This is a genomic window from Streptomyces sp. NPDC056600, from assembly GCF_042792855.1.
In the GTDB taxonomy this organism is placed as follows: domain Bacteria; phylum Actinomycetota; class Actinomycetes; order Streptomycetales; family Streptomycetaceae; genus Streptomyces.
In genome coordinates this window covers 1-18815 of record NZ_JBHTVQ010000004.1, presented here as the reverse complement: position 1 = coordinate 18815, position 18815 = coordinate 1, and the positions used below count along the sequence as shown (strand labels likewise).

At 74.4% G+C, this 18815-nt stretch carries 22 protein-coding genes; 12 read left to right on the top strand and 10 right to left on the bottom strand.

Annotated elements, in window-relative coordinates; all coding sequences use genetic code 11:
- Positions 1-35 precede the first annotated feature (35 nt).
- Positions 36-359, bottom strand: coding sequence for a hypothetical protein (locus ACFRAV_RS03305; RefSeq protein WP_382551188.1), 324 nt, complete (start codon positions 357-359; stop codon positions 36-38).
- A gap of 192 nt (positions 360-551) precedes the next feature.
- Positions 552-1289, bottom strand: a complete 738-nt coding sequence (locus ACFRAV_RS03300; protein WP_382551185.1) for a formylglycine-generating enzyme family protein — start codon at positions 1287-1289, stop codon at positions 552-554.
- Between the two features lie 619 nt (positions 1290-1908).
- Between ACFRAV_RS03300 and ACFRAV_RS03295 the strand changes: the two genes are divergently transcribed.
- The 3 genes from ACFRAV_RS03295 to ACFRAV_RS03285 are packed head-to-tail and all read left to right on the top strand — an operon-like array spanning position 1909 to position 3613.
- Positions 1909-2529, top strand: a complete 621-nt coding sequence (locus tag ACFRAV_RS03295; RefSeq protein WP_382551183.1) for a hypothetical protein — start codon at positions 1909-1911, stop codon at positions 2527-2529.
- Positions 2526-3197: a YeeE/YedE family protein gene (locus ACFRAV_RS03290; protein WP_382551180.1), complete on the top strand. Its 672-nt coding sequence runs from the start codon at positions 2526-2528 to the stop codon at positions 3195-3197. Before ACFRAV_RS03295 ends, ACFRAV_RS03290 begins: the two co-directional genes overlap by 4 nt.
- Positions 3197-3613, top strand: coding sequence for a YeeE/YedE thiosulfate transporter family protein (locus ACFRAV_RS03285; protein WP_382551177.1), 417 nt, complete (start codon positions 3197-3199; stop codon positions 3611-3613). The genes ACFRAV_RS03290 and ACFRAV_RS03285 overlap by 1 nt, the downstream gene beginning before the upstream one ends.
- Before the next feature lie 204 nt (positions 3614-3817).
- Here ACFRAV_RS03285 and ACFRAV_RS03280 read toward each other — a convergent pair whose 3' ends face one another.
- Positions 3818-4147 carry an SCO4225 family membrane protein gene (locus ACFRAV_RS03280; protein WP_382551174.1) on the bottom strand — a complete coding sequence of 110 codons (330 nt, stop codon included), beginning with the start codon at positions 4145-4147 and terminating at the stop codon, positions 3818-3820.
- A gap of 194 nt (positions 4148-4341) precedes the next feature.
- Between ACFRAV_RS03280 and ACFRAV_RS03275 the strand changes: the two genes are divergently transcribed.
- From ACFRAV_RS03275 to ACFRAV_RS03265, 3 genes are all read left to right on the top strand, one after another.
- Positions 4342-4698 carry a cupin domain-containing protein gene (locus ACFRAV_RS03275; RefSeq protein WP_382551172.1) on the top strand — a complete coding sequence of 119 codons (357 nt, stop codon included), beginning with the start codon at positions 4342-4344 and terminating at the stop codon, positions 4696-4698.
- A 391-nt stretch (positions 4699-5089) separates the two neighbouring features.
- The gene (locus ACFRAV_RS03270) at positions 5090-6622 is read left to right on the top strand and encodes a molybdopterin-dependent oxidoreductase (protein WP_382551405.1); all 1533 of its coding nucleotides are present in this window, start codon (positions 5090-5092) and stop codon (positions 6620-6622) included.
- 141 nt (positions 6623-6763) lie between these two features.
- Positions 6764-7426 (top strand): fasciclin domain-containing protein, encoded by a 663-nt coding sequence (locus ACFRAV_RS03265; RefSeq protein ID WP_382551170.1) that lies wholly within the window; start codon positions 6764-6766, stop codon positions 7424-7426.
- Positions 7427-7503: 77 nt separating this feature from the next.
- Here the strand turns inward: ACFRAV_RS03265 and ACFRAV_RS03260 are convergent, their stop codons facing one another.
- The 3 genes from ACFRAV_RS03260 to ACFRAV_RS03250 all read right to left on the bottom strand — a co-directional run bounded on the left by ACFRAV_RS03260 (position 7504) and on the right by ACFRAV_RS03250 (position 9573).
- On the bottom strand, positions 7504-8253 hold the full coding sequence (locus tag ACFRAV_RS03260) for an anti-sigma factor domain-containing protein (RefSeq protein ID WP_382551167.1): 750 nt from the start codon (positions 8251-8253) through the stop codon (positions 7504-7506).
- Positions 8250-8834: an ECF RNA polymerase sigma factor SigK gene (gene sigK / locus ACFRAV_RS03255; RefSeq protein WP_382551164.1), complete on the bottom strand. Its 585-nt coding sequence runs from the start codon at positions 8832-8834 to the stop codon at positions 8250-8252. Before sigK ends, ACFRAV_RS03260 begins: the two co-directional genes overlap by 4 nt.
- Positions 8835-9099: 265 nt before the next feature.
- Positions 9100-9573 (bottom strand): hypothetical protein, encoded by a 474-nt coding sequence (locus ACFRAV_RS03250; protein WP_382551161.1) that lies wholly within the window; start codon positions 9571-9573, stop codon positions 9100-9102.
- A gap of 342 nt (positions 9574-9915) precedes the next feature.
- On the opposite strand from ACFRAV_RS03250, the gene ACFRAV_RS03245 reads away from it, so the two are divergent.
- The gene (locus tag ACFRAV_RS03245) at positions 9916-10446 is read left to right on the top strand and encodes a hypothetical protein (protein WP_382551158.1); all 531 of its coding nucleotides are present in this window, start codon (positions 9916-9918) and stop codon (positions 10444-10446) included.
- 143 nt (positions 10447-10589) lie between these two features.
- The gene (locus tag ACFRAV_RS03240; RefSeq protein WP_382551155.1) at positions 10590-11444 is read left to right on the top strand and encodes a DUF1206 domain-containing protein; all 855 of its coding nucleotides are present in this window, start codon (positions 10590-10592) and stop codon (positions 11442-11444) included.
- A 30-nt stretch (positions 11445-11474) separates the two neighbouring features.
- On the opposite strand, the gene ACFRAV_RS03235 is transcribed toward ACFRAV_RS03240, so the two are convergent.
- Positions 11475-11996, bottom strand: a complete 522-nt coding sequence (locus ACFRAV_RS03235; RefSeq protein WP_382551152.1) for a MerR family transcriptional regulator — start codon at positions 11994-11996, stop codon at positions 11475-11477.
- Positions 11997-12126: 130 nt separating this feature from the next.
- Here ACFRAV_RS03235 and ACFRAV_RS03230 point away from each other — a divergent pair, with 130 nt between their 5' ends.
- A complete protein-coding gene (locus ACFRAV_RS03230) occupies positions 12127-12954 on the top strand; it encodes an oxidoreductase (RefSeq protein WP_382551150.1) in 828 nt (275 codons plus the stop codon).
- 131 nt (positions 12955-13085) lie between these two features.
- Complete coding sequence (locus ACFRAV_RS03225) at positions 13086-13466, top strand: hypothetical protein (protein WP_382551148.1); 381 nt, start codon at positions 13086-13088, stop codon at positions 13464-13466.
- Between the two features lie 124 nt (positions 13467-13590).
- On the opposite strand, the gene ACFRAV_RS03220 is transcribed toward ACFRAV_RS03225, so the two are convergent.
- Both ACFRAV_RS03220 and ACFRAV_RS03215 read right to left on the bottom strand, forming a co-directional pair.
- Complete coding sequence (locus tag ACFRAV_RS03220) at positions 13591-14004, bottom strand: hypothetical protein (RefSeq protein ID WP_382551146.1); 414 nt, start codon at positions 14002-14004, stop codon at positions 13591-13593.
- A gap of 100 nt (positions 14005-14104) precedes the next feature.
- A complete protein-coding gene (locus tag ACFRAV_RS03215) occupies positions 14105-15034 on the bottom strand; it encodes a hypothetical protein (protein WP_382551143.1) in 930 nt (309 codons plus the stop codon).
- 117 nt (positions 15035-15151) lie between these two features.
- Between ACFRAV_RS03215 and ACFRAV_RS03210 the strand changes: the two genes are divergently transcribed.
- On the top strand, positions 15152-15658 hold the full coding sequence (locus ACFRAV_RS03210) for a glutathione peroxidase (RefSeq protein WP_382551140.1): 507 nt from the start codon (positions 15152-15154) through the stop codon (positions 15656-15658).
- Between the two features lie 142 nt (positions 15659-15800).
- A complete protein-coding gene (locus ACFRAV_RS03205; protein WP_382551137.1) occupies positions 15801-16685 on the top strand; it encodes a MerR family transcriptional regulator in 885 nt (294 codons plus the stop codon).
- 96 nt (positions 16686-16781) lie between these two features.
- Here ACFRAV_RS03205 and ACFRAV_RS03200 read toward each other — a convergent pair whose 3' ends face one another.
- Positions 16782-18722: an MFS transporter gene (locus ACFRAV_RS03200; RefSeq protein ID WP_382551135.1), complete on the bottom strand. Its 1941-nt coding sequence runs from the start codon at positions 18720-18722 to the stop codon at positions 16782-16784.
- Positions 18723-18815: the final 93 nt, after the last annotated feature.

Here is an 18815-nt window from a genome sequence, read left to right as displayed (position 1 = left end):
CGTTCCAGTCCGGCTGCCGTGATGCGCCGGACGCCTCAGGTGGCTGAGGCGTCGGCGTGATCCGGGTTTCCGCGAAGCGGCAGCACCTGGCTGAGGCCGATCAGGAGCAGCCCGGCGAGCAGGATCGCGTTCCCGCCGAAGAAGCGGACGTCCCAGGAGACGCCGGGCAGGACGCGGAAGTAGAAGAGGCTCTGCAGGACGACGGAGCTGCCCGTGAACAGGGCGCCGAGGCCGTGAAGCCGGGGCCTGGCGACGTGGCGGCGCGCCGTAGGCACGATCCACCCTGTCCGCAGTGTGACGATTCCCGCCGCGATCACCAGCAGCCCCAAGAAGGCGCCCGTTCCCACTACCCATGCCATGGTGTTGCTCCGCTCCGAGCCGTGACAGGCTCCGGAACGCACATCACGCCCGGGCCTGAAGACACCGACATCGTCGCGGGAACCGGGGGTGCCTGACCATGCCGGGACCGGGCAATCTCCGTCCGCCTACGCTGCCGGGTCGTGCCCGGCGCCTTCACGGTCTGCCGGACAGCGGCTCCCCGCGCCGCCCTGTCAACCGCTCGGGACGGGGGCGACCGGGCGGACCGCGGTGAAGTCCTGCTCGGGGCCGCGGGTGGCGGAGAACAGGAGCGTCCATTCGTCGCAGCCCTGCCACGGGGAGAGGTCGCCGCCGCCTCCGCGCACCACCCTCGGTCCGTCCCCGGTGCGGGGACGGGCGTCCGCCGGGGCGTCGGTGAAGTGGGGGATCCACACGTCGGCGCAGATCTCGTTGGCCGACCCCATCGCCGCCAGCCCGAAGGCGTTCTCGTTCGCGGCGACGCGTTCCTCGTCGGCGAAGTCGCCGAGGACCTGGTCCTCGTCCGGCCTGACGTTGCCGCGGAAGGTCAGGGTGGTCGTGCCCGCGCGGGCGGCGTACTCCCATTCCGCCTCACTGGGCAGCCGGAAGGGCAGCGCTTCGAGCAGGTCGTCCAGGTCGTCGTCGAGACGAGCCGTCTCCGTGTCCGACTCGGCGAAGGCGTCCTCGTACTCGGGCAGCCAGTGCCGTGCCTGCGCCACCGTCAGCGGATGCCGGGCGATCAGGAACGGCTCGACCCGCACTTCCCGCACCGGCCGGGCCTGGCCCGCGGCGGCGAAGAAGCAAGCGAGGCTCTCATCGGCCTCGCCGATCCACTCGAGGGCGCGGGCGGCGATCAGTTCCTCGTCGGACAGGCCCATCCGGAAGGTCCCACCGGGAACGGCGCGGAAGACCACGTCGGAGGGGGTGTGCCGCCACGCCGCTCGGCCGGCCACGATTCCTTGAGCCCACATGGGGGCGGACGGTAGCAGTCGGGCGGTGCGCCGGCCGGAGGAGGGAGGCGGTTCTCTCCTCGACGGCGCGCACGCGCGCCACTGGAAGGGCTGACCGATGAGCGGCGACTCGGACGTGCCGCGATCGGCGTTTCCCGATGAGCGGCGCCCGCACCGGGGGCATGGAAAATTGACAATTTCTCCACACGCGCATTCACGCTTTCACCACAAGGCATTCCGTGCGCTCACCGTCCCCGCAAACAATGGGTGCAGCATCGACACGAAAGCAGTCAGTGATGCCGCGTGACACTCTCGGCGGCGTTTCCGTCGCCCCTGAATGTCCTGACATGGGAAGACAAAAGGGCATGGGCGGGCGCATGGCACCACTCACTCGGCAATATCGATCGGCTCCGGCTCGATGAATTGCTGGAAAGTTGCCTGGAATGCGGAACGGTGATTCCATCACGCCCGGTCGGAGAAACGGAGGCGCCCCTCCGTTGCATGACAGGCCGTCACGGCGTCGCTTCGAGTTCACGGTCGCCGCCGCGACGGCGAAGGCAAGAAATCGAGAACGGCGGCTGCCCTTTTCACAGAGGCGGTGCGGCCGATCGGAGGAAGCGACGTGGGTTGCTCGCACGCCACAGGGTGTCCCCTGTTCCCGCTGCTCAGAGAGAGCTTGCGGGGCTGGCGCGACTACTACTGCGACAGCAACGACCAGTGGCTCGGCTGCGCGCGCTACAAGATGTCGATGACCGGTGAACGCGTGCCGATCAGCCTGCTGCCCAACGGGGCCCAGGCGCGGCATCTCGAGGACGCCGCCGACACGGGTGGGACCTGCGCACCCGCCGCGGGGCACGCCTCCCCGCAGACAGTGCGGCAGGAGCCGTGGTCACCGCAGGGCTCGTACGCGACCCAGCCACCGCAGGGGAGCTACGCGACCCAGCCGCAGGGCTCGTACGCGACCCAACCGCCGCAGGGCGCCTATGCGGCCCAGCCACCGCCGGTCCCGCAGCCGGTCCGGCCGGCCGCGCCGTCCGGGCGTCGGGTCGCGGCTCCGGAGAGCGTCACTCCGTGGGCGACGGGCGCTCCGGCGATGCCGATCACGCTGGGCCGGCCGGCACCGCCCCCCTACGCCTCACAGGAGCACGCCCGGCCCGCCCAGCGCACCCGGCAGCCGCAGGCGGCCCGCGCGAAGCGCGGCCTGTGGGCTCGACTGACCGATTGGATGAGCCGACCCGCATGACTAGCTACTGGCCCTGGTGGGCGGGTGCCGTGGGGCTCGCCCTGGTCACCGTCTACTACGCCCTCGCCACCGACCGGTCCTTCGGTGTGTCCTCCGCGTGGGACCGCGTGGTGCACTGGCGGCGCGAGCGCCGCATGGAGCGGCTGGACGAGGAGTTCGCCGACGACCGCGCTCTCGTCGAGGCGCTCGCCGCGGCCACGGCGGAGCATTTCGGCACCGCCCCGTCCCCGGCCCCGTCCCCCGCGCCACACGTCCCGTACGGACAGCCGGGCACGCTCCAGGTGGACGAGGCGGACGTCGAGCCGCCGGTGAGTGACCCCTCCGCGGCCACGAGCAGGCGCCCGGCGCCGCTGTTCACCCAGGCCGCCCTGCTGATCTCGGTCTTCGTCGGCGGGCTGATCGCCGCGGTCACCTCCGGGCGGTTCGAACTCCGCCTCGACATGGGGCCGGGGTTCCGGGACCTGGTGACCGCCGATCCGCTCCTGATGACCGTCCTGCTGTTCGTGGGAGGCGTGCTGGTCGGCTTCGGTACGCGGCTCGCGGGCGGGTGCAGCTCCGGCCACGGGCTCAACGGCTGCGGCCGGCTGAGCCCGGTGAGCATCGTGGCGACCGCCGTGTTCTTCGGCACCGCCGTCGCGGTGTCGTTCCTCCTGTGGAAGGTGATCTGATGCGTACCCGGGGCGCGATTCTGCTGGCCACCGTCGTCACCGGACTGGGCCTCGGCTACACCGTCGCCAACATCGGCTTCGGCGACTACGCCGAGCTGAACCGCATGTTCACCTTCCAGGACCTGCGGATGTTCCTGTCCTTCGCCGGCGCCGTGGTGATCATCGCGGTCGCCTTCGCCCTGCTGCGGGTCCGCCGCACGCCCGGCCGGATCCACGGCGGCGTGGTCCCCGGAGCAGTGCTGTTCGGTACCGGCTGGGCGATCTCGGGCGGGTGCCCCGCGATCCCGATCATCCAGGTGGCCGGCGGGTACCTGCCGGCCCTGGTGACCATCGTCGGCGTCGTCGTCGGCATGCGGCTGTGCCGCTGGTCCAACGGCCGCTACTTCCAGGTCGACAGCGGCTCCTGCGGACTCTGACCGACGGGCTATCACCTCTGGTCGGCGGGCTCCGGTCGACGGGCTCTGACCGACGGCTGGACGGTGGCGTGGGCAAGAGGGCCGGTGCGGAGGCGAGAGCCTTCCGGACCGGCCCTTCGTCGTGCGGGAGGCCGAGTGCCGTGGGCGGAACGGAGCGGGGCGGCCCGGCTCGGGCGGCGGGTCAGCCGCTGCTCGGGCAGGGAGTCAGCCGCGGCTCGGCCCGGCCGGCCCTCGGCGCCGACCGCGCAGGAACTCCAGGAACGCTCCCAGGACGAACGACTGGATCAGGGCGCTGACGCAGACCCCGCCGGCCAGGAACCAGACCGACGCATCCGCACCCCCGATCGCCGCGTCGAGCCCCGCCGCCAGCAGGGAGGTCGGTGCGGCGATGAGGACGGGCCATATGCCGACGATGCCCGGGTCCGAGAGCAGCGCGGCAGCCACCTCGAACGCGACGGACGCGCCGAACAGGCCCAGATAGGCGGCAGAGGCGGGGTTGGCGAAGGTCAGGCGCATCAGGGTGCGAGCGTTCATGGTGTCCCCCCGGGGAAGTGTCGCTCCCCATGCTTTCGACGAGCCGTGCACGTGTCGTGAGTACGTGTACCTACGTGCACATGCGTGTGCCTGCGTGTCCTCGCGACGGACGACCCCCATCGCACCCGGCACGACGTTGCACATGGGGCCGAACGGTGCACACGATGGATGTGTGGCTCAAAGGAGGCATCGTCATGTTGGAGGTCAAGACCCCCAGTAAGCCGGACGAGCACCGGGACTTCCCGCACGGTCACCTCGAAGCGGTCCACCTTTCGGAGCTGGACTGCGCGGTGGCCACTTTCGAACCCGGTTGGCGGTGGTCGCGGGACCTCGCGCCGATAGCCGGGACCGACAGCTGCCAGGTCCACCACAACGGGATGGTGGTGCAGGGCAGGATGCACATCCGCATGGACGACGGCGCCGAGTTGGAGGTCGGCCCCGGGGAGGTGTTCGTGTGCTCCCCCGGCCACGACGCGTGGACCGTCGGCGACGAGCCCTGCACGGTGTACGACTTCGCCGGTCAGATGGCGAACAGGTACGCGAAGTCCTAGGGGGCGGCATCCGGAGGTGCCGTCCGCCGGCGCCGGGAGCCCGGCGCCGACAGCGTCGAACCGTGGCCGGGGGCGGGTGCGTGCGAGGTGTGACGCCTCGCGGGCACTCGCCTCCGGCCTTCGGCGTTCGCGCCGCCCGTCCCCGGGGCTGCCGCCCTGTCCCGGGGGCTGCCGCCCGTCCCAGGGGTGACCGGGCGGGCCGTCGGCCGTCGGTCCTCAACCGGGGAATTCGTTGCGGAACGCGAGGGGGATGGGTCCGGGATTTCTTTTCACCTGATCAGGTCCGGGACCAATCCGCCCCCGGGGGCGGTACCGGATTCCCGGTGTGAGGGTCGAGGAGAAGGATCAGCGGGGCGGGCCGGGCCGGCCGGGGCCGTGGTCACGCGCGGCGCTGGGCGGGCTGACGGCCTGCGCCGCGGCGCTGGCGGCGGCCGAGCTGGTGGCGGCGGCGGTGCGGCGCCCGCGGTCCGGTCCGGTCGTCGCGGTGGGAGGCGCGTCCGTCGACGTGACGCCCGCCGCGGTCAAGGACTGGGCGATCCGCCAGTTCGGCGCCGACGACAAGCTCGTGCTGCAGCTCGGCATCCTCGCCGTGGTGTCGGTGCTGGCGCTGGGCCTGGGCGTCGTGGCGGTGCGGTACCGGTGGGCCGGGATCGCCGGTGTCCTGCTCCTCGGGTGCGTCGGGGCGGCCGTCGCCGTCGGCCGTCCCGACTCCGCCGGGGTCGTCGACGCACTCCCCTCGGCCGTGGGCGCCGCGACGGGGGCCGTGCTCCTGTCCCTGCTGGTGAGCCGCCTGGCCCCGGCGGCCGCTACGACGCCTGCGGCGGCCCCCACGGGACGGAGCCGGCGCGGATTCGTCGTCGCCGTCGCGTCCACCGCGGTGGGCGCGGGCGTGGCGGGCGTGGCCGGCCGGGCGCTGAACGCCCGGCACGGTCAGGGCGCGGCCGCCTCACGCGCCGCGGTCGTGCTGCCGCGTCCCGGGTCGCCGGCGCGGCCCGTGCCCAGGCGGTCCGGGCTGCGCGTCGCCGGGGTCGGCCCGTTCGTCACCCCGAACCGGGACTTCTACCGGGTGGACACCGCCCTGGTGGTGCCCGAGGTGGACGCCTCCCGCTGGCGGCTGCGTGTGCACGGCAAGGGCGTGAGCCGTCCCGCCGTGTACTCCCTGGACGACCTGCTGCGCCGGGAGCTGATCGAGCGGGACATCACCCTGACCTGCGTCTCCAACGAGGTCGGCGGCCCCTACGTGGGCACCGCGCGCTGGACCGGCGTCCGGCTGGCCGACCTGCTCGCCGAGTGCGGGGTGCGGCCGCCGTCAGGGGGCGGCCCGGCGGACCAGCTGGTGGCCCGGTCGGTGGACGGCATGACGATCGGCAGCCCGGTGGAGGAGCTGATGGACGGCCGCGACGCCCTGCTCGCGGTCGGCATGAACGGCGAGCCGCTGCCGTTCGCGCACGGTTTCCCGGTGCGGATGGTCGTCCCCGGCCTGTACGGCTACGTGTCCGCCTGCAAGTGGATCGAGGACATCGAGCTCTCGACGTTCGCCGGCTACGACCCGTACTGGGTCAGGCGGGGCTGGGCCCGCAGGGCGCCGGTGAAGACCCAGTCCCGGATCGACACGCCCAAGCCGTTCGCCCGCCTCGGAACCGGCACGGTGATGATCGCCGGCGTCGCCTGGGCGCAGCACCGGGGCATCGACAAGGTCGAGGTGCGGGTGGACGACGGTCCCTGGCAGGAGGCGCACCTGGCGGCCGAGGCCACCCGTGACACCTGGCGTCAGTGGTCCCTCGCCTGGCCGGCCACCCGGGGCGGCCACACCCTCACCGTGCGCGCCACCGACCGGGACGGCCTCGTGCAGACCGGCAGACGCACCCGCACGCTTCCCGACGGCGCCACCGGCCGGCATTCCGTGGTCGTGACCGTGGAGTGATCCCCCCGGCCCAGTGATCCCCCGGCCCCAGTGATCCCCCCGGCTCCGGTCCCGGCCCTCCCGGACCACCTTCCGTGACAGCCCTTTCCGTGACACCCCCGGACGCAGCAGAGCGCTGCGCCGTTCCGACAGGAGAACACGATGAACACCCGTATCCGCCGTACCACCGGTCTCCTCGCCGCCGCCGCGGTGCTGCCGCTGGCGCTGAGCGCCTGCTCGAGCGACAGCGGCGACGCGGACGCGGCCGGTTCCTCGAAGAAGGCGTCGGCCGCGGAGGGCAGGGGCGGTGACGAGGGCATGGGCGGCTCGGCGACCGCGAGCGGCACGGACCAGCCGTTCGGCCCCGCCTGTTCCTCCGTCCCGAAGGACGGCGCCGGCTCCTTCGAGGGCATGGCGATGGACCCGGTGGCCACCGCGGCCTCCAACAACCCGGCGCTGTCCACCCTGGTGACGGCGGTGAAGAAGGCGGGCCTGGTCGACACGCTCAACAACGCGCAGGACATCACCGTGTTCGCCCCGACCAACGACGCCTTCGACAAGCTCCCGAAGAAGACCCTGGACGCGGTCCTGAACGACAAGGAGCAGCTGACGAAGATCCTCACGTACCACGTCGTCGGCAAGAAGCTGGCGCCCGCCGACCTGGAGAACGGCTCCTTCCAGACGCTGGAGAAGTCGAAGCTGACGACCTCCGGCTCGGGCGAGTCCTTCACGGTCGGCGACTCCGCCAAGGTCGTCTGCGGCGGGGTGAGGACGGCGAACGCCCACGTCTACATCATCGACTCGGTGCTGATGCCGGCGAGCTGACGCCCGGAGCGGGTGAACAGAAGGGGGAGTCCGGTCACCGCCGGACTCCCCCTCTGACGTGCGCCGGGCGTCGGGCGTCAGGCCGGGACGCCCAGCAGCGCGACCGGTTCCGAGGTGGGCCGACGGGACCCACCGGCCGGCTCCACCGTGATGCCGACGCCCGAGGCGTCGTCGACCGGCCCCCGCATGAGCATGGTCTGGCTGCCGCGTCCGGGGTCCATCAGGCCGGCCGGGCGCATCTCGGCGCCGTCGGCGAACCAGAGCTGGTAGACCTTGCCGTGCGGCGGCGCCGCCATCCTCGACGCGACGAACACCGCCCGGTCCTGCTCGGCGGAGACCACCAGCGTGCCCACCCCGCCGGCCACCTTCGCCGAGCGCGACACCGCGTCCGGTGCGGCCAGCACCGCCGCCACCTCCTCGGCCCGCCGTTCCGCCAGCGCCGCCCGGTCCCGGGCGTCCTGGGCGCGCTCGTACTGCCACAGGGCGGCGCCGCCGAAGGCGGACGCGGCGGCCACGCAGGCGGCGAGCGCCCACCGGGCCAGGACCGGCCCGCGCCGCGCGCCGCCGCGCGGGCGCCGCGGGGGCGCGGTGTCGGGCGGCACCTGGCGCACGGTGGTGACGCGCCGCAGCACCTCCTCGCGCAGGGCGGGCCGTGGGCGCACGGTCACGGCGAGGGCGAGACGTGCGGCGGTGGCGGTGAACTCCGCCACCTCCTGCGCGCAGGTCCCGCAGTCGGCGAGGTGGCGTTCGAAGGCGGCCCGTTCGTCGTCGTGCAGCGCGTCCAGGGCGTAGGCGCCCGTCAGGGCATGCGGGTCGGTGGTGGTCACGCGGTCACCCCCAGGCAGTCGCGGAGCCGGACGAGTCCGTCGCGCAGCCGCGTCTTGACGGTGCCGAGCGGGAGGGCCAGCGCCTCGGCGACCTCCCGGTAGGTCAGACCGCGGTAGTAGGCCAAGGTGACCGACTGGCGCTGCAGTTCGGTCAGGGTGCGCAGGCAGCGGCGTACCTGCTCCTGCTCCAGGCGCGTCTCGACCTGCTCGGTCACCTCGTCGTAGGCGGGCTGGTGCCCGAGCAGGGCGGCCTTGGTGTCGCGGGCCGCCGCGGCTTCCACCGACCGGACCCGGTCGACCGCCCTGCGGTGGGCGAGGGTCAGGATCCAGTTGACGGCCGTGCCACGCTCGGGGCGGTACCGCGGTGCGGTGCGCCACACCTCCACCAGGACGTCCTGGGCCACCTCCTCCGACTGCGCCCGGTCGCGCAGGACGGCCCGGACGACGCCGAGGACGGAGCCGGCCACGGCGTCGTAGACCGCCGCGAAGGCCTCGTGGTCGCCCAGCGCCACCTCGCGCAGCAGTTGCTGGAGGTCCGGTTTCGCGGTGCGGCCGGTGGCGATGTGCACTGGTTCCTTCACGAATACGTCTCCCGTGGGCGTGGCGGTGCGGGGCAAGGCAGGGCGTGCACGGGTGATCCGTTGCCGGGAGGACCGCGGATTGGTGCGTCCCGCGTCTCCGCCCGCGGGTGCGGGCGGGAATGCGGGCGCGGGTACGCGACGTGCCCGTACGCGCGTGGTTCGCCCGCGCGGGCACGCGCGGATGCGGAGGGAGCGAGGACGGGGACGGCGACGGGGACGCGTCGCGCGGACGGCCGGGAGGTGCCCGGCGCGGCAGGGGCGCCCCTCAGGTGGCGGACTTCGTCATCGGCACCGTGTAGCTGTCGTCGGCGCCGGAGTGGTAGTCGACGTGGTCCCAGACCGAGATGTGGGACCCGTCCCGCAGCCTCAGCTGGAGGACCTCGTCGGCGTCGCTCCAGTTGTAGTAGAAGAACCGGAACGACGGGCCCCCGCCTCCCTGGAGGGCCTTGCCGCGCGAGCCCCAGCTGCAGTTGCGCGACGCGTCGTGCTCGCAACGGGACCACGCCTTGGCATAGAGCTGGCAGTCCTCGCCGTGCCAGATGTCGATGCGGCTGAGCCGGGGGTCGGGCGACCGCCACCGGCCCGCGAACGGGCTCGCGGCGCACGAGGCGGAGGCCGGGCCTGCCGCGGTGAGCGTCACCGTCACGGAGACGGGGAGCAGCAGGGCCGTCGTCACCAGGACGGTCAGGAGCCTGCGCGGCCGGCGGCGGCGGTGGCGGTGGGGAGCGGCCTGGGTCATCGTCGGCCTCCGTTGCGGGGAGCTGCCGTTGCGGGCGGGCTGCCCTGTGGAAGGGCTGCCGTGCGGGAGGCGCCTTGGGTGAGGCTGCCGTTGCGGGTGGGCTGCCGGGGACACCCGCCTCCCGCGCGTGCGGCGAAGTGCCGTGGGCGTCCGGCCACTTCCAGACCAGCACCGGCGCATCCCGGGTGCAACTCGGGCCCGGCCTCCGCTGGGACGGCCGTACACGCAGCGTGGCCGGGCGTGGCCGTGGGCGACCGGGCGCGGCAGACCGGAACGCGCGGTCCGCATCCCGTCGTGACCGGCCCCTGGCTGCGCCGGAACACTGCCACTAACCTGCTCCTCGTGCCGGTCGATCAGGCGTCAACGGGCGCCTTCCAGCTCAAGTGGGAACTACGGAAGCACGGTTGGGCCAGGTGTCATCTGGCCGAGGGATCGCGGCGGACCTCGCTCACGGTGAGTTACGGCACGGACGCGCTGGCGGACCTCGTCTCCGCGGCCGGTCTGCTGTACGGCGGGTACGGGGAGCGGCGCACGGCGCGGTTCTTCTTCGACGCCGAGCCGCAGGAGCTGCGCTGGGTGGTCCGGGCCGGGGAGGCGGCCGGGGAGGACGAGGTGGACGTCACCGTCTACCGGTTCCCCGACGTGGGCGTCGTTCCGGCCCTTCCGGACGCCGAGGGCACGGTGCTGTGGCGGTCGGCCCATCCGCGCGGGGTGTTCGCGCACGCCGTGCTGGACGCGGCGCAGGGCGTGCTCGCCGAGCACGGCGAGGCCGGCTACCGCGCGAGGTGGGTGCTGCACCCCTTCCCGGCGGGCCCGCTCCAGGATCTGCGCCGCCTGCACCTGCGGGACGACGGCTGCCCACAGCCGCACTGACCCGGCCGGCCCACGGCTCTCGCCGCGCCGCCCACAGCGCCGCACACCGCACCGCACGCCGGAGCGGCTGATTCCGGGCGCCCGGCGTCCCGGGCGCGCGCACCGCTCCGTTTCCGGGGGGAAGCAGCGGGCAAGCGGGCGGCATGACGGGTATATCGACGACGTGGCGCGCCCGGAGCACCGCTCGGCGCGCCGCCAACAGCTCCGCGATGGACCGTGCGGCCCGAGCCGGTTTCGCGGCGCGCGGCGTGCTCTACCTGCTCATCGGGTTCATCGCGCTGCGCGTGGCGTTCCACGAGGACGACGGCAAGCAGGCGGACCGCTCCGGCGCGCTCGCCGAGATCGCCGACAAGCCGTTCGGTTCGGTGGTGCTGTGGGCGCTGGGCATCGCCACCGCCGGGATGGCGCTGTGGCGGCTCTCCGAGGCGGCCTTCGGCGCGTCGGGGCCGGACGGGCACAAGGCGCGCAAGCGTCTGTTCTCCGCCTGCCGCGCCGTCTTCTACGGCTTCGTGGCCTACTCGGTCCTGGCTTTCGCCGCGCACCAGGGCGGTGGGGGCGGCGGCGGTGGCGGCAACTCCTCCGACCGGCAGTCCCGGGACTTCACCGCCAAGGCGCTCGAGATGCCGGCGGGTCGCTGGCTGGTGGGCGCCGTGGGGATCGGTGTGATCGTCGCGGGCGCCTGGATCCTCATCCGGGCGGTGCGGCGGAAGTTCCGCAAGCACCTCAAGACGGCGCAGATGGGCCCGCGGGTCCGCCGGACGGTCGACGTGCTCGGCATCTGCGGCGGTGTGGCGCGCGGCGTCCTGTTCGGCACGATCGGGGTGTTCGCGCTGATCGCGGCGATCCGGTTCGACCCGGACAAGGCGAAGGGCATCGACGACACCTTGCGTTCCTTCGCCCAGACCTCGGCCGGTCCGTGGCTGCTGGTCGTGATCGCCGTGGGGCTGGTGGCCTTCAGCGGCTTCTCGTTCGCCAGCGCGCGCTACCGCAAGACCTGACGACGGCGGGGCGGCGACCCGGTCACCGGCTCATCCGGTCGCCACGCCGTCCCGTACCGCCGCGTCCTCCGCGCCGTTCCGTACCACCGCGTCCGTCGTGTCCGCCGCTCCGTCCGCCGCCCCGTCGCCGGCCGGGGCGGCGTTCTCGTGCGCCGGACGGGCCGGGTTCCAGAGACGGTCGGCCTCGCCGCGGGCGAGGTGCTCCTGGTAGATCCGCACCTTGAACCGCATGACGTCCAGCGCCTCCCGCAACTCGCCGATCTGCGCCTCGACCCGTCCCTCGTGACGGCGCAGCAGCTCCAGCCGTTCGGCCTCGTTGCCGGGGCCCTGGCGGACCAGCTCGACGTACCGGCGGATCAGCGCCAGCGCCATGCCGGACGAGCGCAGTTTGGTGCAGACGGCCAGCCACTCGAGGTCTTCCTCGTGGTAGATCCGGCGGCCGTTGGACAGGCGGCGCACCGGGTTGGCGAACAGGCCCTCCTGTTCGTAGAACCGCAGTGTGTGGACGCTCAGTCCGCTGCGTCGTGCCACTTCACCGATGCTCAGGTCCATGAGCGGCCCTCCGTTCCGTCGATCACTGCGGCCAGGCCCTTGATCTAGAGCCGACTCTAACTTCTAGCGTCGGGCCATCGGCCGGTTCTCGGCCGGCCGGTGGGACGTCGGAAGAGGACGGGGAACAGGCATGGGCGTGTGGTTCGTGACAGGGGCGTCGCGTGGGCTCGGCGCGGAGATCACCCGGGAGGCGCTGGAGCGGGGACACCGCGTGATCGCCGCGGCGCGCGACACCGCGGCGGTGCTGCGGGCGTACCCGGTGCGGCCGGAGAATCTGCTGGCGGTGCGGGCGGACGTGACGGCGCCGGAGCAGCTCGCGGCGGCGGTGGAGGAGGGACTGGCCGCGTTCGGCCGGATCGACGTCGTGGTCAACAACGCCGGTCACGGCCTGGTGGGCGCGGTCGAGGAGGTCTCCGACGAGGCGGTCCGCGCCCTGTTCGACGTCAACGTGTTCGGGGTGCTCAACACGCTGCGGGCGACCCTGCCGACGCTGCGGGCGCAGCGCTCGGGTCACGTCGTCACCATCGGGTCCATCGGCGGTTTCGCCACCGCGCCGGGGGTGGGGGTGTACGGGGCGTCGAAGTTCGCGCTCGAGGGGATCACGGAGGCGCTGTGGGGCGAGCTGGCCCCGCTCGGCGTCCACGTCACCGTCGTCGAACCGGGCGGATTCCGCACGGACTTCCTCAACGCCTCCAGCCTCCGGGTCGAGCCGGCCTCCATCGCCGACTACGCGGCCGGCGCGGGTCCGGTGCGGGAGGCCATGGCCGGGAACGACGGCCGCCAGCCGGGGGACCCGGCGAAGGCGGCGAGGGCGATCGTGGACCTCACCGAGACCGAGGAGCCGCCGCTGCGGCTCCAGTTGGGCGCGGACGCGGTGGAGCGCGTCGAGGCGAAGCTGGACCTGGTGCGACGCGAGCTCGACCGGTGGCGCCACGTGGCCCTCTCGACGGGGGTGTGACGCGGCGGGGGCGGGCGCCGGGCCGCTGGGCCGGGCGCCGGGCTGCTGGGGCCGGGCGCGGGGCGGCTGCCCACGGGCCATGAGTACGAGCGCTCATGTCAGGGCCTGCACGGCGGCCGTAGCGTGCGGGCATGGCGAAGAACCTCGGTCGGCGGCAGGGCCGTCCCGTGCGGCGTTACGTGGGTCTGGGCATCGGCATCGGCGTGGGCGCCGTCCTGCTGACGCGTTTCGGGCCGGTGCCCCCGCAGACCGCGGCGCGGGTGTGGGAGCAGCTCGCGGCCCGCGCGTCCGCGGTGGACCCGCAGCGGCTCCTCCCCCACCACAACCCGCCCGGTCAGGCCGCGGCCACGTACCGCGCCACCTCGGCCTGGTGCCGTGAGCGGGCGGGCCGGGCCGGCGCGATGGCCCGCCGGGCCGCGAAGGCCGCCCCGTCCTCCACCTTCCTCACGGCCCGCCGCCCCTCCCCCCGGCCGTCGCACGCCCGCCGCCGGGGCTCCGGCCCCGCCGCCTGACGCCCGGGCCGGCCCGGCCCGGCCCGGCAGAAACCGCCCGGCCGCCGCCCCGCACACACCGAGGTCCCGGACCGCTCACGGTCCGGGACCTCGGTGTGTGCGCCGTGGAGGGGCTCCGCCCCGCTCACGCGCCGGGGCGGTGGGCCTTGGCGCCGCTGGGTGCAGCCGTGACGGCGCAGAGGAAGGTGGTGGCGGCCAGGGAGCCGACGATGATCAGGGCGACGCCGACGGCGAAGAGGCCGCTGGCGTCGTCCGACCAGTCGTACCAGGCGGCTACGGCGAGGCCGGCTGTCGTTCCGAGCACCGCAGCCGGGGCGTGACGGCGGAAGGCGGCCCACAGCACGGGCGGCAGCAGGGTCAGGACCAGGCCGATCACCTGCCAGGCCTCGTACGGTCCGGTGATGGAGCCGTCCGGGTGGACGTCGCGGTGCTGGTCCCAGCCGAGCCAGGCGGCCCACAGGGCTGCCGCCGAGGCGGCGAGGAGGAACGCGGGGAAGAGGTGGCGGAGGACGGAGGACGTGATCGTTCGCGTGGTCATGGGCCCATCGTGGAGGTCCGCCCCCGTCCGCCCGCAGAGTGCGCGTACTCAGGTCGGGGTGAGTACCCCGACGCCGTGACCGGGGGCGGTGCCGCGCGCATCAGGGCGAGGGCCGAGCGGCGTGCGCGCGGGCCCGGAGGGCGGCGAGGTGGCCGGTGAGCGCGGTGCGGCCGGTGGCGGTGAGGGCGAGCCAGGTGCGGGCGCCGGAGGCGCGGACGGTGAGGTGGCCGGCGTCGCGGAGGACCGCCAAGGCGGCGTCGGCCACCTCCGGGGGCACCTCGTCGGTCTGCCCGTCGGACCCCGTGAGGTGGTCACGGACCGCCTCTCGCCGCGCCGAGAGGCACCCGGCGAGGAAGGCGAGGGCCGTGAGGCGCACCGGGTCCTTCAGGAGGGCGTCGAGGGCGGGGACAGGGGCTCCGCGCCGCTTCACGGGCGCCGCCTCCGGTTCCGCCGGGCGGGAGGCGAGCCGCGCGTGACCGGCGGCCACGGAGGTCTCCCGCCACCACGTCGCGGCGCCCATCAGGACGCCCAGGGCGAGGGCTCCGCCGTCCTGGCCGAGCGGGACGAAGGAGAAGCCGCCCAGGACCACGGCGGCCACCTGCGCGCCGTCGCGGAGCACGCGCTGCGCGGCGGTGCCGGCGGGCAGCCGTGGGTGGACCCGCCGGCCCGCAACCCGCGTGGCGTACAGGGCGAGGAAGGCGAGCACCAGCGCGCAGACCGCGAGCTGGAGGACCAGACGGGTGGGGCGGCTGTCCGTGGTGTGGAGCGGGGAGGCCGTGGCCAGGGCCGCGGCGGCGCCCAGGGTGACCGACGTCGACGGGATCCACCACCGCGGCGGCGGAGGCGCGGCGGCCGCGGCGAGGAAGGCCCGGTCGGCGGCGAGCAGCGCCGCCCTGGCCCGGGACGGGGTGACGGCGACGGCGGCGGCCGGACCCGGGTCCGGTGCCGATGCCGGGTCCGGTGCCGATGCCGGGTCCGGTGCCCGCCCCGCCCCAGTCGCAGGACCGGCCGGTCGCTCGATGTCCGCCACGCGCCCACCCCCGTGAAGTCGCCCCGCGCGGTCCCCCCTGGCCCCGCCGGGAGCAGCGTAGTCGGCACCCTCACGTCGCCGCCCTCCCCCGACGTCCCGCCGGTTAGGCTCCGTGGCATGACCAATGCTGAGGGTTCGGTGTTCGACGTCGAGATCGGTGCGCTCACGGGCGGTTCCGCGGAGCTGGGCCGGTACGCCGGGGACACGGCGCTGCTGATCGTGAACGTGGCGTCCCGGTGCGGCCTCACGCCGCAGTACAACGGGCTGGAGAAGCTGCACGAGCGGTACGCGGAGCGCGGGTTCGCCGTGCTGGGCGTGCCGTGCAACCAGTTCATGGGGCAGGAGCCGGGGACCTCCGAGGAGATCGCGGAGTTCTGCTCGGCGACGTACGGCGTGACCTTCCCGATGACCGAGAAGGTGGACGTCAACGGCGAGGACCGGCACCCGCTCTACCGGCGGCTGACGGGCTTCGCGGACGCCGAGGGACACAGCGGGGACATCCGCTGGAACTTCGAGAAGTTCCTGGTGGACGGGGACGGCCGGGTCGTGGCGCGCTTCGCCCCGCAGACCGAGCCGGAGTCCGACGAGGTCGTCTCCGCGATCGAGAAGGTCCTCGGCCGATAGCCCGCCGAGGGGCGCGGCCGCCGGGCGGAGACCGGCGGCGGCCGGCCGTCGGGAACGGCCGCGGGCGCGTGGTTGACCTTGCCCCTGGGTCAAGGCCCAGTCTCCCCGTCACCGGGCCGAGGGTCCGGTGACGGAGGAGGCCATGGGCATGGACACGGGCGACGACGAGCTGATCAGCATCGGCGTGTTCGCCGCCAGGGTCCGGCTGTCCGCGAAGGCGTTGCGGCTGTACGACCGGCTGGGGCTGCTGCCCCCGGCGCACGTCGACCCGGTGAGCGGCTACCGCTCCTACCGGCCCGCTCAGGTGGAGCTCGCCCGGACGATCGTGCACCTGCGGCATCTCGACATGCCGCTGGCGGCGGTCGCCGAGGTGGTGGAGCTGATGGGCCGGGACGGTCCGGCGGCGGCCGATCGAGTCGGCGCGTACTGGGCGGACGTCGAGGCGCGGCTCGCCGGGCAGCGGGCCCTCGTGGACTTCCTCCGTGCGCGACTGGACGGAAGGACCTCCCTGATGAGCGAGCGGTACACGACGGAGACGGCGGACGTGCCCGGGTGCACGGTGCTCACCCTGAAGCGGCACGTCCTGGTGGGCGAGCTGCCCGCCTGGATCGGGACCACCCTGGACCGGCTGCACGCGGTGGCGGCCGGGGAGTGCGGAGGCGTCGCGGCGGCGCCGTTCGTGGTCTACCACTCGGAGGTGTCGCAGGAGAGCGACGGGCCCGCCGAGGTGTGCGTCCCGGTGCGGGACGCGGAGGCGGCACGGGAGTGGGCGGCAGGGCACGGCAAGGGCGTAGGCGTGCGCGAGGAACCCGCGCGGCACCTGGCGTACGCCCGCATCACCAAGGCCGAGGTGGCCCAGCCGATGATCCTCAACGCCTTCGAGGCGGTGGAGCGGTGGATCACCGAACGGGACCTGCGGGTCGCCGGGCCGTGCCGTGAGATCTACTTCGCGGACTGGTCCGCGGCGGGGCCGACGGACCCGGTGTGCGACGTGGCGTACCCGGTGGAGGCGCCGCCGGGGGCCTGAGCGATCCGCTCCACCCCGACGGCAGTGGCCACCGCGGCCCGGCCGGACGGCCACCACCACGCTGCCCGGCCGCCCGGCTGTCCGCCCCACGGACGCCTACGGGCTCTGCGGGGCGTCCTCCGGCTCGGGGCACGGCGTGCCGCGCTGCATCCGGTAGCGGGCGGCGAGGTGGTAGGTCCCCGGGCCGGGGGCGTCCAGGACGGTCCAGGCGACACCCCAGGCGTCCTCCTCACCGGGCGCCAGGCAGCCGTGCGTGTTCGAGCCGTCCGGTCCGGGCGCCGGAAGGAGTTCCCCTTCGGCGTCGTAGAGGCCCAGCCACGGGGAGTGCGCCACCCGCACCGTGTAGCGGCCGGCGCGCGGCACCCGGACGGTCAGCTCGCCCTCGTCGGCGCGCAGCACCTCGGCCGGCGCGTCGGCCAGCGGGGTGGGGTCGACGACGGCGTACAGCCGCCAGTTGTCGTCGGCCCACACCTCCTCCAGGTACGGCAGGCCGCCCTCTATCAACTGCCGTTCCTGGCGGCCGCCCTCGCCGTCCGGCGACCCGTGCAGCGGGAGCACCACCTGGTGCACGGCCCAGCGGCGCAGCCAGGCGCGGTAGCTCCCGGCGTCCAGCGTGCCGTCGTAGAAGAGCGGGTTGCGCTCCCGGTCGGCCTGGCGGTTCCAGCCGCGGGCCAGGTTGACGTACGGGACCAGGGCGGAGGACTCGGCGTGCGAGCTGGCGGGGACCACCTCGACGCGGCCCGCCCCGGTGTCGGCGCGCTGCAGCCGGTCGACCAGCGGGGCGAGGTCGCGGGCCCAGATGGCGTCCGGCTTCATGCTGATCACGTCGGTGACGGTGCCGACGCCGACCCAGGCGGTGAACAGCGTGAAGGAGGCCAGCACCGCGTACCGCCGCCGGGTGCGCGGCGCGGTCGTCGGCAGCGCGGCGAGCAGGGCGACGCCGGCGAACAGCATCGGCAGGCGGGTGATGTTGGAGCCGATCTGGGAGCTGACCGCCCACACCAGCAGGGTCGCGGCGGCGTAGACCAGGCAGGTGGTCCGGACGGTCCGCCACCGCGCCGGGCTCACCGTGTACACCAGGAGGGCCGTCGTCACCGGCAGGACGGCGGTCAGGATGCCCATCGGCTGCGTCCCGGAGAACGGGAACAGCCAGGCGGAGGCGGCGACCACGACGGACGGGCCCAGCCCCAGCGCCCACGCCCCGGGACGACGGCGCTGGAGGAACAGGGCGACGGCGATCAGGCCGAGGAAGAGCCCGGCGACCGGCGACGCCATGGTGGCGAGGGCGGCCGGCGGGGCCACCCACAACGCCTTCGCCCAGCGCGGTGGCCGCCCGCGCAGCGGCAGGCAGAAGACACCGGCGACGGCCGCGAGGGCGAACAGCACGCCGAGGCCGAAGGTGACGCGGCCGGAGATCGCGTTGCAGAGCAGGCCGAAGACGCCGGCGAGGGCGGCCGGCCACACCTGGCGGTGGCCGGGGCCCGGGCGGGTGCGGCAGAGGATCAGGGTGAGCAGCCCGGCGGAGAGCGTGCCGGAGAGCATCATCGTGGCCCGCACGCCGAGGACGTGCATCAGGTAGGGCGACAGCACGCTGTAGGAGACCGGGTGCATGCCGCCGTACCAGGCCAGGTTGTAGGCCGAGTCCGGGTGCCGGCCGACGAACTCGGCCCAGGCGTCCTGCGCCGCCAGGTCCCCACCGCTGTTCGCCATCGCGAAGAACCACAGGACGTGCAGGAGGCCGGTGAGGGCGGTGACGACGGTCACCGGGTGGAGGAGGAGACGGCCGAGGCGGCCGAGGCCGGCGTGGCGGGTCCGGGAGACCCGGGCGGCCCGCGGGTGCTCCGTCGCCGGGCGGCCGCCCGCCCCGTCCTCCGCACCGGCCGGCGGACCCGGCTCCGTCCCCGGCCCGGCGGGCGGCGCGGAGCGTGGCGCCGGCACACGGTCGGTGCCGGTCCGTGCGGCGGGCGCGGGCCCGTGGGCGGGGCCCGTGCCGTCCGTGACGGTGGACGGCGTCTCCGTCGGTTCCGCTGTGCTCACCTGGACGAACTCCTCTGCCCCGGGCGCCGGTCCCGCTGCCCGCGCGGTCACGGCACAGCCCGGCGACGCTAGCACGGCGCCCCGGTGCGGTCC

Excerpts from the sequence above, each read along its gene's own strand:
- ACFRAV_RS03220 (WP_382551146.1), bottom strand. The coding sequence starts at position 14,004 with ATGACCACGCGAACGATCACGTCCTCCGTCCTCCGCCACCTCTTCCCC.
- ACFRAV_RS03240 (WP_382551155.1), top strand. The coding sequence starts at position 10,590 with ATGACGGGTATATCGACGACGTGGCGCGCCCGGAGCACCGCTCGGCGC.
- ACFRAV_RS03275 (WP_382551172.1), top strand. The coding sequence starts at position 4,342 with ATGTTGGAGGTCAAGACCCCCAGTAAGCCGGACGAGCACCGGGACTTC.
- ACFRAV_RS03280 (WP_382551174.1), bottom strand. The coding sequence starts at position 4,147 with ATGAACGCTCGCACCCTGATGCGCCTGACCTTCGCCAACCCCGCCTCT.
- ACFRAV_RS03305 (WP_382551188.1), bottom strand. The coding sequence starts at position 359 with ATGGCATGGGTAGTGGGAACGGGCGCCTTCTTGGGGCTGCTGGTGATC.
- ACFRAV_RS03205 (WP_382551137.1), top strand. The coding sequence starts at position 15,801 with ATGGGCATGGACACGGGCGACGACGAGCTGATCAGCATCGGCGTGTTC.
- ACFRAV_RS03230 (WP_382551150.1), top strand. The coding sequence starts at position 12,127 with ATGGGCGTGTGGTTCGTGACAGGGGCGTCGCGTGGGCTCGGCGCGGAG.
- ACFRAV_RS03290 (WP_382551180.1), top strand. The coding sequence starts at position 2,526 with ATGACTAGCTACTGGCCCTGGTGGGCGGGTGCCGTGGGGCTCGCCCTG.
- ACFRAV_RS03210 (WP_382551140.1), top strand. The coding sequence starts at position 15,152 with ATGACCAATGCTGAGGGTTCGGTGTTCGACGTCGAGATCGGTGCGCTC.
- ACFRAV_RS03265 (WP_382551170.1), top strand. The coding sequence starts at position 6,764 with ATGAACACCCGTATCCGCCGTACCACCGGTCTCCTCGCCGCCGCCGCG.
- ACFRAV_RS03285 (WP_382551177.1), top strand. The coding sequence starts at position 3,197 with ATGCGTACCCGGGGCGCGATTCTGCTGGCCACCGTCGTCACCGGACTG.
- ACFRAV_RS03235 (WP_382551152.1), bottom strand. The coding sequence starts at position 11,996 with ATGGACCTGAGCATCGGTGAAGTGGCACGACGCAGCGGACTGAGCGTC.
- ACFRAV_RS03250 (WP_382551161.1), bottom strand. The coding sequence starts at position 9,573 with ATGACCCAGGCCGCTCCCCACCGCCACCGCCGCCGCCGGCCGCGCAGG.
- ACFRAV_RS03225 (WP_382551148.1), top strand. The coding sequence starts at position 13,086 with ATGGCGAAGAACCTCGGTCGGCGGCAGGGCCGTCCCGTGCGGCGTTAC.